The sequence below is a fragment of the Croceicoccus sp. BE223 genome (assembly GCF_031457155.1).
Lineage (GTDB): Bacteria > Pseudomonadota > Alphaproteobacteria > Sphingomonadales > Sphingomonadaceae > Croceicoccus.
Genome location: NZ_JAVDWB010000005.1, coordinates 96,664 through 111,975 on the forward strand (window position 1 = coordinate 96,664; position 15,312 = coordinate 111,975).

Below are 15,312 nucleotides of genomic sequence, written 5' to 3' on the forward strand. Positions count from 1 at the left end.
TGTTACCCCGTTATGACAGTGATGCGACGGCTGCGTGGCCGTCGCGTCGCTGCCTCAGGAATTGTGCTCCTCGCGATCGGGCGGATACTGGCCGGTCGCCGAATAGTAGACCATTTCGGCGACGTTGGTCGCATGGTCGCCGACGCGCTCGACATTGCGGGCAACGAAAAGAAGCTGCGCCGCCGAGCCGATCGTGGCCGGATTCTCGACCATGTAGGTGACGAGATTGCGAAAGATGCTGTCGTAGAAGGCATCGACCGTCGCGTCGCGGGCGATGACCTCGCGGGCAAGCTGCGGGTCGCGCGCGGCATAGGCGGTGAGCACGTTGTGCACCATTTCCGCCGCGACTTCGCCCATGGCCGGGATCAGGGTCAGCGGCTCGAACTTGCGGCGGCCCTCGATCTTATTGATGCGCTTGGCGATGTTCTTGGAATAGTCGCCGATGCGTTCGACGACGCCCGCGATCTTTAGCGCCGCGATGACTTCGCGCAAGTCGTCGGCCATCGGCGCGCGCAGGGCGATGATGCGGACGGCGAGCCGGTCCACTTCCATTTCCAGCGCGTCGATCTCCTTGTCGCGGGCGATGACCTTCTCTGCGAGATCCTCGTCACCGTTGACGATCGCCTCGAGCGATTCGACGACGGACAGCTCGGCCAGTCCGCCCATTTCGGCGATGAGGCCGCGCAGCCGGGTGATGTCCTCCTCGAAGGCCTTGACGGTATGTTCCATGCTCACCCGTAGCGTCCCGTGATGTAATCCTTGGTGCGTTCTTCGCGCGGATTGGTGAAGATATCGCTCGTCCGGCCGTATTCGACCAGGTTGCCGAGGTGGAAGAACGCGGTCCGCTGGGACACGCGCGCGGCCTGCTGCATCGAGTGGGTGACGATCACGATGGCATAGCGGCCGCGCAGTTCGTCGATCAGCTCCTCGATCCGCGCCGTGGCGATCGGGTCCAGTGCCGAGCAGGGCTCGTCCATCAGGATCACTTCGGGATCGACCGCGATGGCCCGGGCGATGCACAGGCGCTGCTGCTGACCGCCCGAAAGCGCCGTCCCGGAATCCGAGAGGCGGTCCTTCACTTCTTCCCACAGGCCGGCACGGCGCAGAGAGCGTTCGACGATGCCGTCGAGATCGTTCTTGCTTTCGGCGATGCCGTGGATGCGCGGGCCGTAGGCGATGTTCTCGTAGATCGACTTCGGGAAGGGATTCGGCTTCTGGAACACCATGCCGACACGGGCGCGCAACTGCACGACGTCCATGCCGGAGGTGTAGATGTCCTCGCCGTCGAGCAGGATCTCGCCATCGACGCGGGCCGACGGAATCGTGTCGTTCATGCGGTTGAGGGTACGCAGGAACGTCGACTTGCCGCAGCCCGACGGGCCGATGAAGGCGGTCACGTACTTGGTGTGGATGTCGATCGACACTTCGTCGATCGCCTTCTTCTCACCATAGTAGACCGACACCTTGTTGGCGCTGATCTTGGCGGAGCCGGCGTCGGCGAATGCCGGGCTGGCCACGTCTGTCAGTTCCGGATTGTTCATTTTCATCCTTTACCAGCGCCTTTCGAACCGATTGCGCAGATAGATCGCCAGGCCGTTCATGACCAGCAGGAACAGCAGCAGCACGATGATCGCCGCGCTGGTGCGTTCGACAAAACCGCGGTCGATCTCGTCCGACCACAGGAAGATCTGCACCGGCAGCACGCTCGCCGGCGACGTGAAGCCGTCGGGCGGCGTCGCGACGAAGGCGCGCATGCCGATCATCAGCAGCGGCGCCGTCTCGCCCAGCGCGCGGGCCATGCCGATGATCGTGCCGGTCAGGATACCGGGCAGGGCCAGCGGCAGGACATGGTGGAACACGACCTGCACTGGCGAAGCGCCGATGGCGAGCGCCCCGTCCCGGATCGAGGGCGGCACCGACTTGATCGCGTTGCGCCCCGAAATGACGATGACCGGCATCGTCATCAGCGCCAGCGTCATGCCGCCGATCAGCGGGGCCGAGCGGTAATTGGGAAAGATCGTCAGGAACACCGCGAGGCCGAGCAGGCCGAAGATGATCGACGGCACCGCGGCGAGGTTGTTGATCGACACCTCGATGATGTCGGTCCACTTGTTCCGCGCGGCATATTCCTCGAGGTAGACGGCGGCCAGAACGCCGATGGGAAAGGCAAGGACCAGCGTCACCAGCATCGTCAGCAGCGAACCCTTGAGCGCGCCCCAGATGCCCGCTTCCTGCGGATCGGTCGCGTCGGCGCGTTCGAGGAAGCCGGTGTCGAAGGCGCGTACCAGCACACCTCGTTCGCTAAGTTCGGCGGCCAGTCCACGCAGGTCCCGATCGCCGTCTCCGCGCAGCGCGGCGGCGAGGTCATCGCTCACCGGCACCGAAACGGTCGTCGAACCGGCGATCATGTCCGGATCGTCGACGATCTGCCGGGCGAGATCGCGCCATGCGCTGGCGTTCAGCTGTTCGGCGACCTTGGGGCCATAGGCCTCGGTCGCGGCGAACTGCAGCACGTCCGGCAGGCCCGCCGATTCGAGCGCGCCTTCCGCGCCGGGCTGGGAAAGACGTTCGGGCGTGACGGTGAGGCCCGCGCCGCCGAAATCGACCGGCACCTTCAATTCGGCGCGGGTGAAGCCGGCGATGCCGTTGGCGGTCATCGTCACCAGCAGGAAGGCAAGGACGAGCGCCGAGAAGGCGACCGCCATGAACGCGAGCGCCTTGAAACGGCGTTCGGCGGCGTAGCGTTCCTTCAACCGCGCGGCGATGCGCTGCTTGTGGGCGGCACGGATTTCCGCTTCGTCGAGGGGCATGGTCTCGCTCATCGGATCACTCATAAGCCTCGCGGTACCGTTTGACGACGCGCAGCGCGATGAAGTTCAGCGCGAGCGTCACGACGAACAGCACCATGCCCAGCGCGAAGGCGGACAGGGTGGCGGGGTGGTCGAAGCTGCCTTCGCCGGTCAGCATCGCGACGATCTGGTAGGTCACCGTGGTCATCGATTCAAAGGGATTGGCGGTGAGGTTCGCGGACGCACCCGCGGCCATGACGACGATCATCGTCTCGCCGATGGCGCGGCTGACGGCGAGCATGATGCCGGCGACAATACCGGGCAGGGCGGCGGGCACCAGGACGCGGCGGATCGTTTCGGACTTGGTCGCGCCCATCGCCAGACTGCCGTCGCGCATCGCGGCGGGGACCGCGGCGATCGAATCGTCGGCCATCGATGAGACGAAGGGGATGATCATCACGCCCATAACCAGGCCGGCGGCAATCGCGCTTTCGCTGCTGGCGCTGGCGATGCCGATCGACTTCGCGACGTCTCGGATGAACGGGGCGACGGTCAGCGCCGCGAAGTAGCCGTAGACCACGGTCGGGACGCCGGCCAGGATCTCCAGCATCGGCTTCATCCACTTGCGCACCGACGGTGCGGCATACTGCGTCAGGTAGATCGCGCTCATCAGCCCGAGCGGGATCGCGACGATCATGGCGATGATCGCGCCGATGTAGATCGTGCCCCAGAACAGCGGCAGCGCGCCATAGTCCTCTCCGTTCGTCTGGGCGACATCGCCCATCGGATTCGGCGACCAGTGCGTTCCGAATAGGAAGTCGATCGGGTTGACCATGCCGAAGAAGCGGATCGTTTCGAACAGCAGGGAGGCGACGATGCCGAACGTCGTCAGGATGGCGACGAGCGAAGCGAGCAGCAAAATCAGCATGACCGTGCGTTCCACCCGGGTGCGGGCGGTGAAATCGGGACGCAGGCGCAGGAAGGCGAAGACGCCGCCGGCAAAGCCGACCAGCACGGTGATGACCGCGCCGATGATCGCCATGCGCTGCATCGCCGCGCGGGCCGGTTCGACCAGCGCCTGTGCGGCCGGGTTGAACACCGCATTGGCGCTGCCGCGTGCGACGCCGAGCGCCTCGGACAGGATCGTGTCACGCCCGATGCCGAATTCGGGCAGGCTGGCGGCGGCCGGATCGGACAGAACCGCCTGCATCACCAATTGCGGGCTGACCACGTTCCAGATCGCCACGAAGACGATCGCCGGGATGAAGGCCCAGAGGGCGACATACCAGCCGTGGTAGGAGGGAAGGGAGTGCAGACGCACCCGGCCCTCGCCACCGGAAGTGGCGAAGGCCCAGGCGCGGGAACGAGCGGCCAGCCAACCGACCAGACCGAGGCCGATGGCTAGGAGGACGAAGATGGCTGGCGACATAGTTCCTGAGCAGTTAGGTCCGACTTATTTCAGAACCGAGGCATCGAGCACGGTCATGTTCTTGACCACGTCCGCGTTCTTGGCCGCGACATCGTCGGTCGAGGCGATCATGCCGTTCGACGTGAACAGGCCGCCCTTGCCCCAATTGCTCACCCAAGTCGAGATGTACTCGCGCAGGCCGGGCACCGCGTCGAGGTGCGCCTTCTTGACATAGAGGTAGAGCGAGCGGGCGCCGGGGTACGAGTTGTTCGCGATGTTGTCGTAGTTCGGATCGACGTTGTCGATCTTCAGGCCGCGCAGCTTGTCAGCGTTCTCTTCAAGGAAGGAATAACCGAAAACGCCGACGGCCTGCGGGTTCGAGGCGAGCTTCTGGACGATGAGGTTGTCGTTCTCGCCCTGCTCGACGTATGGGCCGTCGGTGCGGACTTCGGTGCAGATCGCGTCGTACTTGTCCTCGTCGGTGTCCTTCAGTGCCTTGGTCGCCGCGTCGGTCTTGCAGCCGGCGGTCATGATCAGCTCCTCGAACGCGTCGCGCGTGCCCGAAGTGGCCGGCGGGCCGTAGATCAGGATCGGTTCGTTCGGCAGCGAGGGATCGATGTCGCTCCAGGTCTTGGCGGTGTTGGGTTTGCCGTAGGGGTTCTTGGCGACCGCTTCGTAAAGCTGCGCGACGGTCAGGCCGAATTCCGGCCCTTCCTTCGATTCGGCGATGGCGATGCCGTCCTTGCCGACTTCGATCTCGACGATCTCGGTGACGCCGTTCTTCTGGCAATCCTCGAACTCGCTCGCCTTCAGGCGGCGCGAGGCGTTGACGATGTCGGGGTGCTGGGTGCCGACGCCCGCGCAGAACAGCTTGATGCCGCCGCCGGTGCCGGTCGATTCGACGATCGGCGACTTGTACTGGCCCGAGAACGAGCGGGCGAATTCCTCTGCCGCCGCCTTGGCGAAGGGATAGACGGTCGACGAGCCGACGGCCTTGATCTGGTCGCGCGAAGCCGAGGCGGTTTCGCCGCCGCAGGCCGAGAGCGCAGCGCTGGCGAGCGCGGCAACGACGATGGTCTTGGTAAAGCGCATGGGAACTGTGTCCTTCTTTGGGTCTCGCCGGGCGCTCTATGGGGCTGTCATGACAAGCATATGACAGTCCACAGGCGATCGGTCAAAGATCGATAATCCTTATAAATCAGTCTGTTGAGACGGAGACTTCGTTTCCGATGAAAGAATCGGGCGATCAGAAGTCGATCTGGGCGCGGGCGCCGAAGGCATCGACTCCGTAGGAACGATCGCCATTTGGGAGCGCAACCGCGTCGGTGTAGTTCATGCGGCCGTAGTTCACGATGAAACGCATGTAGTCCGTCGGCGTCCAGATCAGCGAGGCTTCGTACCCATCCTGCTTGCCACCGACGATGCCGGCATCGTTGAGATCGAGGTAGTCGTAGCGCAGGTTCACCTGGATCGCGCCGATCCCGCCCTTGTCGACGCCGTTGGCCGGCTTGATGCGGTCGAAGGTGCCGTTCTTGTAGCCGCGGGTGTCACCCTTGGTCAGGAAATAGCCGACCTCGGCATAGCTGCCGAAGAAAGTCGGGTCGTCGAATCCGATGCGCGAGGCCTTCTGCCAGTGCGTTTCACCGGCAACGTGGAAGGGGCCGTTGATGTAGCCGGCTTCGAGGCCGTAGCCGAGTTCCTTGTCCACCGTCATGTTGCCGGTCGCGATGAAGCGCACGTCGGGCGTGTGGATGAAAGGGCGGACCCGATAGTTCACGCCCTTGTCCGCATTGATGTCGCGCATGTTGACGTTGGCACCCAGGTGCAGCTGGCTATCGCCGAGCTTCGGCGCGAAAACGAGGCGGCCGCTGTAGGTCAGCTCGCTGTTGCCGTCGTCGGTGAGGTCGTCGATGTTGTCGGTGAAGACGCCGGCCTGGGCGATCACGTCGCCCTGCGTGACGGCAGCGGTCAGGCCGACCTTGCGTTCGTAGCCGAAGGCGGTGTTGAGCGCGGCGCGTTCGGTGAACGAGGGGAAGAGGTCGCTGGTCAGTTCCTCGAGGCCCCAGAACGGCTTCTGCTGGCCGAGCGTCAGCTTGACCGACTTGCCGGCTTCGTAGGTGACGTAGAGGTCGGTGACCTCCAGCTTCTGGTCCGCGACGTTGATTTCGGCGCGATAGCCGAACCCGCCGGGGATGGTGCCCTCGAAACCGAGATAGGCGCGGCGCAGTTCGCTGCCGAAGCCGGTGGCGTCGTTGACGTAGCCGTCGGGCGCGCCGAGGTAGCCGATGTCATACTGCATGCGGCCGCGCGGCTTGAAGGTGAAACCCTTGCCCTCGAACTGGGGGGCGCCCTTCCAGCTGACCTTGGTGTCGCTCTTGGCCGCCTCGGCCGCGGCGAGGGCGGTGGTCGAGGTCTGTGCGGCGGTGTCTGCCTTGGCGTTGGCAGCGGCAAGCTGGCTTTCCAGCGAATCGATCTTGGCGGCCATCGCCTGCATCTGCGCGCGCATCTCCTGCAGCTGCGCCTGCACTTCGGCGGCATCCTGGGCGTTCGCCGGGGTAGCGATACCGGCGGCGGCCATCAACGCGATCGCCGAAACGTAAGTGGTCCTCATGACTCTCGGGCCTTTGTTACAATTCTCTATCCGAACAACGACGCCCGTATGACCGCAAGGTGACAGTTTTGTTACAGATGCGCGGCCGTCGCCGCATTCCTTGTGGAAAGCGCGCAAATCGGCACCGACCATGTGACAATCTTGTCCAGCCTCAGGCCAATGTCGTCTGCTCGACATGGCGGGGCAGGCGAACGGTGACCGTCGTTCCCTGGCCAAGCTGGCTCTCGATCTCCAGCCGGCCGCGATGGCGTTCGACGATGTGCTTGACGATGGCGAGGCCAAGGCCGGTTCCGCCGACCGCCCGGCTGCGGCCCGGATCGGTGCGATAGAAGCGGCGCGTCAGCATCGGGAGGTGTTCGGGGGCGATACCTTCGCCGCTGTCCCTGACCCGAAACTCGAACATGTCGCCGTTGCGCTGCACCGAAACGCGCACCGGTTCGCTGGCCGATCCGTATTTCAGCGCGTTCTCGATCAGGTTGCGGGCAAGCTGGTGGACCTGCTGCTCGTCTCCTCTGATCGGCATCGGCACTTGCGCGCGTTCGAGGATGATGCGGTCCTTGCCGTGAAGCGACTGCATCGCCGAGATCGCGCTCTCCATGCTGCTGCCGAGATCGAGGACGAGAGCCGGGAGATCGTGCTTTTCCGCCTCGATCCGCGACAGGCTCATCAGGTCCTCGACCAGGGCCTGCAGCCGCTTGCCTTCGCGGGCGATGGTTTCGAGGAAACGCAGCCGCGTCTCCTCCTTCATCGGCGGAGCATGATCGTCGGTGTCGGCATCGATCAGCGTTTCTACGTAGCCGATGATCGAGGCGAGGGGCGTGCGCAGTTCGTGACTCGCATTGGCGACGAAATCGGTGTGCGCGCGGCTGATGTCTGCCTCTGCCGTGCGGTTGACCAGTTCGATCATCGTCTTGGAATTGTCGATCCGGCGCAGCGCCACGTCCCATACGCTGCGATGGCCGGTGAGGCCGCGAACCACTGCGCTGCCTTCCTCGCCGCTGTCCATCAGGCGCACCGCTTCGGGATGGCGCAGAGCGACGCGGGCGTCCTGCCCGACGACGTGGCTGCCGAGAACGTCGCGCGCCGCCCGGTTGGCGATGGTAATGCGCCGGTTCTCCATGACCAGATAGGGGAGGCCGAGCGGCTCGATCAATTCGCGCACGCGGTGTTCGGCAATGTGTCGGCCATCGTCGCGCGGCCGGGCATTGTCCGGCGCAGGGCGCGACAGGAACAGCGAGCCGACCCAGACCACCAGCACGCCGAGCGACAGGACGAATTCGCCGGTCGTGACCAGCATGACGACTGCGCCCGCCACGGCCAGCGCCAGTCCGGCATAGGGGACGGAGTTGCGCATCAGCAAGGCACCCGTGGGGTGCGCAAGCGGCAGCGATGGGCGCGATGAATCAGGTCCGTCCGTTCCACAGCGTGGGGCCATAAGGCGACCTTGGGCGAGGCGCCAGTGTCATATATCTGTCATGTGAGGAGGATGGTGACCCCTACGGGAATCGAACCCGTGTTTCAGCCGTGAGAGGGCCGCGTCCTGACCGCTAGACGAAGGGGCCGTCGCCAATGGTAAGGCGAGTGCTGCACCGTGGTGACCCCTACGGGAATCGAACCCGTGTTTCAGCCGTGAAAGGGCCGCGTCCTAACCGCTAGACGAAGGGGCCACGCGGTGCAGGCCCGCGCACTTACGGGGCACTTCGCAGGCGGTCAAGGCCGGAAATCACCTTTCGCGACAATTCCGTGCAAGCCGCCCGCATCAGTCGAGGAAGGCGGCGTCTTCGATATGCAGTTCGGCGGCGGGCACCTGCCCCCAGTCGTCCACCTTCGCCCGTCCAGCCAGCCACAGGCGGCGTCCCTGCGACGCGTGGAGCAGGGCCTGGCCCATATCCGATTCCGCCGCGCGGAAGGCGATCCCCTTGAACCGGGCGCCGTCGTTGCCGCTGGCGATGACCCGGACATGGCCGGTCCCGACGACATCCGCCTTGACCAGACGCACCGGGCCGACCGCAACGCGCGGCGCGGGCCAGCCGACACCGTAGGGGCCCGCCGCTTCGAGATCCGCTACCAGGTCCGGATGTAGGCCGCCGGGCGCGACCGATACGTCGATCAGCGTCGCCTGACCCGCGCGCGCCCGCTCGACGTCGCGCGCGAGCCGCTCGTCGAGCCAATCGGCGAAGGCATCGATCCGGCCCTCCGCAATGGTGAGGCCCGCCGCCATCGCGTGCCCGCCGCCACGCTCCAGCAAGCCGGTTTCGCGCGCCGCGATGACCGCCGCGCCAAGATCGACGCCCGACAGCGACCGTCCCGATCCCTTGCCTTCGCCCTGTTCGTCCACCGCGATGACGATGGCGGGCTTGCCGGTCTTCTCCTTGATGCGGCCGGCGACGATGCCGATCACGCCGGGGTGCCAGCTCCGGCCCGAAAGCACGAGGACCGAGCGGTTGTGCTGGCCGCCGACCTGCTCCTCCGCCGCGGCCTGGACTTCCGCCTCGATCGCGCGGCGCTCTTCGTTGAGCACGTCGAGACGGGCGGCGATGTCGCGCACGTCCTCTTCCGCGCTGCCGGTCAGCAGCCGGACGCCGAGCGTCGATTCCCCGACCCGCCCGCCAGCGTTGATACGCGGGCCGAGCGCGAAGCCGAGATCGCTGCACTGCGGCGCGCGTTTCAGCCGGCTCGCGTCGATCAGCGCGTTGAGCCCGGCGTTGCGGCGACGCGCCATGACCTTCAGCCCCTGCGCCACGAAGGCGCGGTTGAGGCCGTGAAGCGCGGCGACATCGGCCACCGTGCCGAGCGCGACGAGATCGAGCAGGCCCATCAGGTCCGGCTCTGCCCGTTCGGCAAAATGCCCCGCCGCTCGCAAGTTTCGGACAAGCGCGATGGCGAGCAGGAATGCGACCCCGACCGCGGCCAGGTGACCATACGATGCCGCCTCATCGGTCGAATCGAGGCGGTTGGGATTGACCAGCGCGGTGGCGACAGGGTTTTGCGCCGCACACTTGTGATGATCGACGACGATGACGTCGATGCCGGCATCGTGCGCCATCTGCAGCGCTTCGTGCGCCATCGCGCCGCAATCGACGGTGACGATCAGGCTGCTGCCTTCCTGCCCCAGCCGGACCAGCGCCTCGCCCGAAGGGCCGTAGCCTTCGAGCAGGCGATCGGGAATGTAGTGCGCCGGGTCCGCGCCGAGGTCGCACAGCAGCCGGATCAGCAGCGCGCTGCTGGTCGCGCCGTCGACGTCGTAGTCGCCGTAGATCGTGATCCGCTCGTTCGCGCGGACCGCCTTTGCGAGCCGCTCGGCGGCCTTATCCATGTCGTGGAAGATCGAGGGATCGGGAAGAAAAGCCCGCAGGGTCGGGTTGCGGTGCCGTTCGATGTCGTCGACCGCCACGCCCCGCGCGGTGAGAAGCTGTGTCACGAGATCGCCGCCCGCACCGCCCGCGCCCAACGCCATGTTGCCGCCACGCCAGCGCCACGCCTTTCCCGAAAGCGAACGCGCCACGCCGCAGGCCAGACCGTCGATTTCATCATGCAGGGGAAGCGTTGCCATCCTTTCAGCCTACAACCGCGCTTTGCCGGGTAAAACCCGATGCGGGACGCGGCCCCCAGCTTTTCCCCCGCCGCGCATTGGGACTATGCTGGCGCGCCATGACACGTCCGGCCCCCCTGCTGATCATCTGGCACTCGCGAACGGGGGGCGCTCGCCAGATGGCGGATGCCATCAAGGCGGGCGCGGGGGACGACGGCCGGATCCTGCCTTGCGAGGAGGCATGGCCCGAAGACCTGCTGGCAACGCAGGGTTACGTCTTCGTCTGCCCGGAGAACCTGGCGACGGTGTCGGGCGCGATGAAGGAATTCTTCGACCGGTGCTATTATCCGGTTCTCGGGCGGATCGAGGGCCGGGCCTACGCCACGGCGATCGCGGCAGGCTCCGATGGGGAGGGCGCGACGCGGCAAATCGACCGGATCGCCACCGGCTGGCGCCTGCGCCGCGTGGCGGATCCGCTGATTGTCAATTTCGCGGCGCAAACGCCAGAAGAGATATTGCGTCCCAAATCGTTACAGGTGAAATCGGCGCGCGACTGCTTCGATCTGGGGCAGGCGATGGGGCAGGGGTTGGCAATGGGCGTTTTCTGATTTCTGCTCTTTGCCATGGCGCGCGCCCATTCGGGGGGGTGGGCGCCGCCATGCCGAGGTGATGCGGACGGGGACACCGCAATTGCATCGGATCTGGATTAGGTTCGTCGGCTGGGGACTCGACCAATGATTGGGGGCTTGCAAGAATCCGCTGAAACGGGACGGGACATCGGCATCATGTCTGACATCGCTGCATCCGGCATCGACACGGATCGGTCGGGCCGGTTTCGTTTTACCGCGTGGTTTGCGCCTGACTCGGCCGGGATACCGGATATGTCCGAAGCGGTGCGCGATGCGGATCTCGTGATCGTCGGCGATGGCGCGACGGCGGACATCGGGCTGATCGCCGATGGTCTGGATTTTGCGATCTCGCCTGCCCCGGTCGGGGATGCGGGAAGCGTTCCGGCAATGCGCTTCGACGCGCCGGATCACCTTTTCGAGGGAGCTTCTGCTGTACGGCTGGCACCGTCCCTGCCGGACGTGGGCGATGAAGCGCCGATGGCGGTGATCCGCGCGGCCTGTCGGGTCGCGCTGGCGCTGGCCGCCATGCCGGGTTGCGTCGCCATCGGCTGGGCTGCGGCGGACAGCGCCATGGGCAGCGGATACTTTGGAAGGACGGTCCGCCACTGGCTGGCCGGCGGCCCATTTCCGGCGCTGGGCCTGACATCGATGGCCCTCGACGAAGAGGGCAACATGGTCTCGCGCGGATTGAACCTGATCATCGGGCAGGAATTGCGCGTCCTCGCCGCGCCCGGCCAAGCCAGTGCGGACCGCGCCCGCATCGCCATTCGCATGATCGATCACCTTGTCCGGCACGGTACTGTACACGAAGCCGAAGTCGTCGAGATCGAGGGGTACGGTACCTTTGCGATAGAGCCCGCCGGTGACTTTATTAACCTTGCGCCTTCACCCTTTGCTTAAAGTTTATGGCTGATGACCGGGTGCCTAAGGGTACGGGTGAATGTCGCAGATTTATCCCCGCCACCGGGGGATACGCCGGTTCTCGGCGGTTAACAGAACGGGAAGCGTCAACTTTCGCAAGGGCTGGCAGAAGCACCATCTGCTTCCGCGGCAACTGATGTCGCGTCGTTGCCTTGCATCGATGATCACTTCGATCGGCTCTGCGGGGCTGTCGCTCGACGATTTCGACAGCAACGGCGTCCTGCTGCCCGGCAGCGAAGTCATTGCTTTCGACGAGGGGCTGCCGCTGCATCGCGGGCCGCACAAGATCTACAACGAGCTGGTGTTCGAAAGGGTCGGCGCAGTCGAAATGGAGTGGTCGCGAACACGAAGCCGGGACGAGCTGCAAGCCCGCACTGCCGCCTTGTCGCGCCTACAGCTCGTCCAGCGCGGCCTGGCGCGCAGGATCGAGAGAGAGGGCAGGAGCCGGCTGACCCTCAGCCGGCGCGATCCGATCGGGCGTGGGGTTGACTATTCCTCGCTCGACGCGATGGCCGAACAGCTTTGGGGTGCGACCGTCTGAAGGGGTGAAACGGGGCGGGCGCGGCGGGTTCCCGCCGCGCCCGCCGGGTCGTTACGCTTGCGGGCGCACCGCGTTCGCGGCGCTGAGGATGGCGCGCACGCTGGCGGTCGCAACGTCGGCGCTGATGCCGACGCCCCAGACGATCTCGCCGCCCTCGCTCATGCATTCGACATAGGCGGCGGCCTTCGCGTCACTGCCTTTCGACAGGGCGTGTTCGGAATAGTCGAGCACTTCCAGGGTCATGCCGAATGCCTCCGACAGCGTCGCCACGACCGAGGAGATGAGCCCGTTGCCGCGGCCTGAAACAGTGCGTTCGCGCCCGCCTTCGGTGATCGTGCCGGTGAAGACCCGGGTGCCGTCCTTGGCCCGTTGCTCCTCGTAATCGACGAGCTGGAAGTGCTGCGGACGCGACACGTGGTATTCGTGCTGGAACGTGTCCCAGATGTCGGCGGCGTTGAGCTCGCGGCCCGTTTCGTCGGCGGTGCGCTGCACGGCCTTGGAAAAGTGCGCCTGCATGCGCTTGGGCAGCTTCAGGCCCTTGTCCTGTTCCAGCACCCAGGCAAAGCCGCCTTTGCCGGACTGCGAGTTGACGCGGATCACCGCTTCGTAGTTGCGGCCCAGATCGGCGGGATCGATGGGCAGGTAGGGCACGCGCCAGATCTGGTCGTTCTGGGTCTCGTGCGCCTCGAACCCCTTCTTGATCGCGTCCTGGTGGCTGCCCGAAAATGCGGTGAAGACCAGCTCGCCGCCATAGGGATGACGCTGGTGCACCGGGATCTGGTTGCAGAACTCGACCGTCTCGATCACCTCGTCGATGTTCGAGAAGTCGAGGCCTGGGTCGACCCCTTGCGTGTACATGTTAAGCGCGACGGTCACCAGGCAGCAGTTGCCGGTCCGTTCGCCATTGCCGAACAGGCAGCCTTCGACCCGGTCCGCGCCCGCCATGATGCCCAGTTCCGCCGCGGCGACGCCGGTGCCGCGGTCGTTGTGGGTGTGCAGCGATATCAACGCGCTGTCCCGGTTGGGCAGGTTGCGGCAGAAATACTCGATCTGGTCGGCATAGACATTGGGTGTCGCGCATTCGACCGTTGCGGGCAGGTTGAGGATGATCGGCCGTTCGGGCGTCGGCTGGAGGATGTTCATCACCGCCTCGCAGCACTCGATGCTGAAATCGAGTTCGGCGGTGCTGAAGGTTTCCGGGCTGTATTCGAAATGCCAGTCGGTCTCGGGGTACTTTGCCGCTTCGTCACGAATGACCTTGGCGCCGGCTTCGGCGATGCCGCGCACTTCGGCGGTGGTCATCTTGAACACGATCTCGCGCCAGGCGGGGCTGACCGCGTTGTAGACGTGGACGATCGCCTGCTTCGCGCCGATCAGGCTTTCGAAGCTGCGGCGGATCAGGTCCTCGCGGCTCTGCGTCAGGACCTGCACCAGCACGTCGTCGGGGATGCGGCCCGAACGGACGAGGCTCTGGATGAAGTCGAATTCGGTCGCCCCGGCGGCGGGGAAGCCGACCTCGATCTCCTTCAACCCGACCTTGACCAGCTGGTCGAAGAAGCGGTTCTTCTTCACGCTGTCCATCGGATCGATGAGGGACTGGTTGCCGTCGCGCATGTCGGTCGAAAGCCAGCGCGGCGGCTTGCTGATCGTCTTCGACGGCCAGGTGCGATCGGGCAGGTCGATCGGCGGGAAGGGACGGTATTTGACCGACGGATCGGTCAGCATGGTGCGGGGCGTGGTGGCCATGACGGTTACTTCTGTTCAGCTGGTTCAGGTGGTGCGGCGATCATCCCCCAGGCCGCCCCGGCGCCGGTCAAACGACCAGCACAACGGTCACGCCCAGGGGCGTGTAAGTCGAAGCAGCAGGCCGAAACCCGATTGGTCGCGCAGCACGGTCATGTCGCGACGGGCTATGATCGACATGGGCGGGGTTGTCCAGACCCGAAATGACGGGATTTCCGGGAAATCCGGCGCTGCCGTAACGTCAGGCCGGCGCCGGTTGCAGCGTTGCCGCACGGCGCAGGTCCTTTGGCCGGCCGAACGCCAGCAGCATGGCGACGAGGTCCGCACGGCCCGGCGCAAACACCGTGCGCGCGCCGATCGCAAAGCTCTCGCGGCTGGCCGGTCGGACAGGGTGCCACGCCCCGTCGCGGAAATGGCGGAAGCCCGCCATGAACTCCACCGGGACGGCGAATGCGCTCCACGTCGCGAAGCTGTCCGACCGGAAGTGTGCGCTGTCGCCTTTCTGCTGCAGGGCGGCGCCGGTCCATTCGATCACGCCGGGCAAGTCGTGCGGATCGATTACCACGTCGATATCGCCGATTGTGCCCGGATCTCCGCCATGCAGCGCCACCGCGACGCTCCCGATCAGCCACCACGGACGCTGGGCACCCGCCATGGCGTCGGCCAGAGCCGCCATCGCCTCCATCAGGCCGTCGACCAGCCGTATGTCGCTCACAGCAGCTTTCCCATCGAGATTACCCGATCCTCGTCATAGCCGAGGCGGCGGTAGAAGCCGGCGACGGCTTCGTTGCCGTTGCGGATCTGGAGGTTGATCTTGATGCAGCCCAGCGCCCGCAACCGTTCCTCCGCCGCGTGGACGAGCATCTGGCCGACCCCTTCCCCCCGAAAGCGGCGCGCGACCGCTACCGAATAGAGCCAGCCGCGATGGCCGTCGTATCCCGCCATGGTCGTGCCGACGACCGCGCCCTCCCGTTCGGCGACGAGGAACAGTTCGGGCTGATGCGCGAGCTTGCGCGGGATCGAGTTCGCCGCGTGATTGCGCGGTGGGTCGGCGGGAAAGACTTTTCGCCAGAGCCTTTCGACCTGCTCGAAGTCTGCATCGCGATAAACGCGCACGAGCGTGCGTGGCATGGCGTGG

The 15,312-nt window shown here is 65.6% G+C and carries 14 protein-coding genes and 2 tRNA genes; 3 read left to right on the forward strand and 13 right to left on the reverse strand.

Features of this window, described 5'->3' with window-relative positions:
• Positions 1 to 54 precede the first annotated feature (54 nt).
• The 10 genes from phoU to recJ all read right to left on the reverse strand — a co-directional run bounded on the left by phoU (position 55) and on the right by recJ (position 10,361).
• On the reverse strand, positions 55 to 735 hold the full coding sequence (gene phoU / locus J2X37_RS11390; protein ID WP_310021284.1) for a phosphate signaling complex protein PhoU: 681 nt from the start codon (positions 733 to 735) through the stop codon (positions 55 to 57).
• On the reverse strand, positions 732 to 1,541 hold the full coding sequence (pstB, locus tag J2X37_RS11395) for a phosphate ABC transporter ATP-binding protein PstB (protein ID WP_310021287.1): 810 nt from the start codon (positions 1,539 to 1,541) through the stop codon (positions 732 to 734). Before pstB ends, phoU begins: the two co-directional genes overlap by 4 nt.
• A gap of 9 nt (positions 1,542 to 1,550) precedes the next feature.
• Positions 1,551 to 2,822: a phosphate ABC transporter permease PstA gene (gene pstA / locus J2X37_RS11400; protein WP_404979619.1), complete on the reverse strand. Its 1,272-nt coding sequence runs from the start codon at positions 2,820 to 2,822 to the stop codon at positions 1,551 to 1,553.
• A gap of 4 nt (positions 2,823 to 2,826) precedes the next feature.
• Positions 2,827 to 4,218: a phosphate ABC transporter permease subunit PstC gene (gene pstC / locus J2X37_RS11405; RefSeq protein ID WP_310021289.1), complete on the reverse strand. Its 1,392-nt coding sequence runs from the start codon at positions 4,216 to 4,218 to the stop codon at positions 2,827 to 2,829.
• Positions 4,219 to 4,242: 24 nt separating this feature from the next.
• Positions 4,243 to 5,289, reverse strand: coding sequence for a substrate-binding domain-containing protein (locus J2X37_RS11410; protein ID WP_310021291.1), 1,047 nt, complete (start codon positions 5,287 to 5,289; stop codon positions 4,243 to 4,245).
• Positions 5,290 to 5,443: 154 nt separating this feature from the next.
• Positions 5,444 to 6,808, reverse strand: coding sequence for a porin (locus J2X37_RS11415; RefSeq protein WP_310021293.1), 1,365 nt, complete (start codon positions 6,806 to 6,808; stop codon positions 5,444 to 5,446).
• A 151-nt stretch (positions 6,809 to 6,959) separates the two neighbouring features.
• Positions 6,960 to 8,162, reverse strand: a complete 1,203-nt coding sequence (locus J2X37_RS11420) for an ATP-binding protein (RefSeq protein WP_310021295.1) — start codon at positions 8,160 to 8,162, stop codon at positions 6,960 to 6,962.
• Positions 8,163 to 8,295: 133 nt separating this feature from the next.
• Positions 8,296 to 8,370 (reverse strand) — tRNA-Glu (locus J2X37_RS11425).
• 30 nt (positions 8,371 to 8,400) lie between these two features.
• Positions 8,401 to 8,475 (reverse strand) — tRNA-Glu (locus tag J2X37_RS11430).
• Between the two features lie 92 nt (positions 8,476 to 8,567).
• Positions 8,568 to 10,361, reverse strand: coding sequence for a single-stranded-DNA-specific exonuclease RecJ (gene recJ, locus J2X37_RS11435; RefSeq protein WP_310021297.1), 1,794 nt, complete (start codon positions 10,359 to 10,361; stop codon positions 8,568 to 8,570).
• Positions 10,362 to 10,459: 98 nt separating this feature from the next.
• Here recJ and J2X37_RS11440 point away from each other — a divergent pair, with 98 nt between their 5' ends.
• The 3 genes from J2X37_RS11440 (at position 10,460) to J2X37_RS11450 (ending at position 12,431) form a co-directional block, all read left to right on the forward strand.
• On the forward strand, positions 10,460 to 10,948 hold the full coding sequence (locus J2X37_RS11440) for an NAD(P)H-dependent oxidoreductase (RefSeq protein ID WP_310021299.1): 489 nt from the start codon (positions 10,460 to 10,462) through the stop codon (positions 10,946 to 10,948).
• A 177-nt stretch (positions 10,949 to 11,125) separates the two neighbouring features.
• On the forward strand, positions 11,126 to 11,869 hold the full coding sequence (locus J2X37_RS11445) for a hypothetical protein (RefSeq protein ID WP_310021300.1): 744 nt from the start codon (positions 11,126 to 11,128) through the stop codon (positions 11,867 to 11,869).
• A gap of 40 nt (positions 11,870 to 11,909) precedes the next feature.
• Positions 11,910 to 12,431: an AHH domain-containing protein gene (locus tag J2X37_RS11450; protein ID WP_310021302.1), complete on the forward strand. Its 522-nt coding sequence runs from the start codon at positions 11,910 to 11,912 to the stop codon at positions 12,429 to 12,431.
• A 51-nt stretch (positions 12,432 to 12,482) separates the two neighbouring features.
• Here J2X37_RS11450 and leuA read toward each other — a convergent pair whose 3' ends face one another.
• The 3 genes from leuA to J2X37_RS11465 form a co-directional block, all read right to left on the reverse strand.
• Positions 12,483 to 14,177, reverse strand: a complete 1,695-nt coding sequence (gene leuA / locus J2X37_RS11455) for a 2-isopropylmalate synthase (protein WP_310021304.1) — start codon at positions 14,175 to 14,177, stop codon at positions 12,483 to 12,485.
• A 238-nt stretch (positions 14,178 to 14,415) separates the two neighbouring features.
• A complete protein-coding gene (locus tag J2X37_RS11460; RefSeq protein ID WP_310021306.1) occupies positions 14,416 to 14,889 on the reverse strand; it encodes a hypothetical protein in 474 nt (157 codons plus the stop codon).
• Positions 14,886 to 15,305: a GNAT family acetyltransferase gene (locus tag J2X37_RS11465; RefSeq protein ID WP_310021309.1), complete on the reverse strand. Its 420-nt coding sequence runs from the start codon at positions 15,303 to 15,305 to the stop codon at positions 14,886 to 14,888. The genes J2X37_RS11460 and J2X37_RS11465 overlap by 4 nt, the downstream gene beginning before the upstream one ends.
• Positions 15,306 to 15,312 lie beyond the last annotated feature (7 nt).

Coding starts and splice junctions, on each gene's coding strand:
- pstB (WP_310021287.1), bottom strand. CDS start 1,541: ATGAACAATCCGGAACTGACAGACGTGGCCAGCCCGGCATTCGCCGAC.
- pstA (WP_404979619.1), bottom strand. CDS start 2,822: ATGAGCGAGACCATGCCCCTCGACGAAGCGGAAATCCGTGCCGCCCAC.
- pstC (WP_310021289.1), bottom strand. CDS start 4,218: ATGTCGCCAGCCATCTTCGTCCTCCTAGCCATCGGCCTCGGTCTGGTC.
- J2X37_RS11410 (WP_310021291.1), bottom strand. CDS start 5,289: ATGCGCTTTACCAAGACCATCGTCGTTGCCGCGCTCGCCAGCGCTGCG.
- J2X37_RS11415 (WP_310021293.1), bottom strand. CDS start 6,808: ATGAGGACCACTTACGTTTCGGCGATCGCGTTGATGGCCGCCGCCGGT.
- J2X37_RS11420 (WP_310021295.1), bottom strand. CDS start 8,162: ATGCGCAACTCCGTCCCCTATGCCGGACTGGCGCTGGCCGTGGCGGGC.
- recJ (WP_310021297.1), bottom strand. CDS start 10,361: ATGGCAACGCTTCCCCTGCATGATGAAATCGACGGTCTGGCCTGCGGC.
- J2X37_RS11440 (WP_310021299.1), top strand. CDS start 10,460: ATGACACGTCCGGCCCCCCTGCTGATCATCTGGCACTCGCGAACGGGG.
- J2X37_RS11445 (WP_310021300.1), top strand. CDS start 11,126: ATGTCTGACATCGCTGCATCCGGCATCGACACGGATCGGTCGGGCCGG.
- J2X37_RS11450 (WP_310021302.1), top strand. CDS start 11,910: ATGTCGCAGATTTATCCCCGCCACCGGGGGATACGCCGGTTCTCGGCG.
- leuA (WP_310021304.1), bottom strand. CDS start 14,177: ATGGCCACCACGCCCCGCACCATGCTGACCGATCCGTCGGTCAAATAC.
- J2X37_RS11465 (WP_310021309.1), bottom strand. CDS start 15,305: ATGCCACGCACGCTCGTGCGCGTTTATCGCGATGCAGACTTCGAGCAG.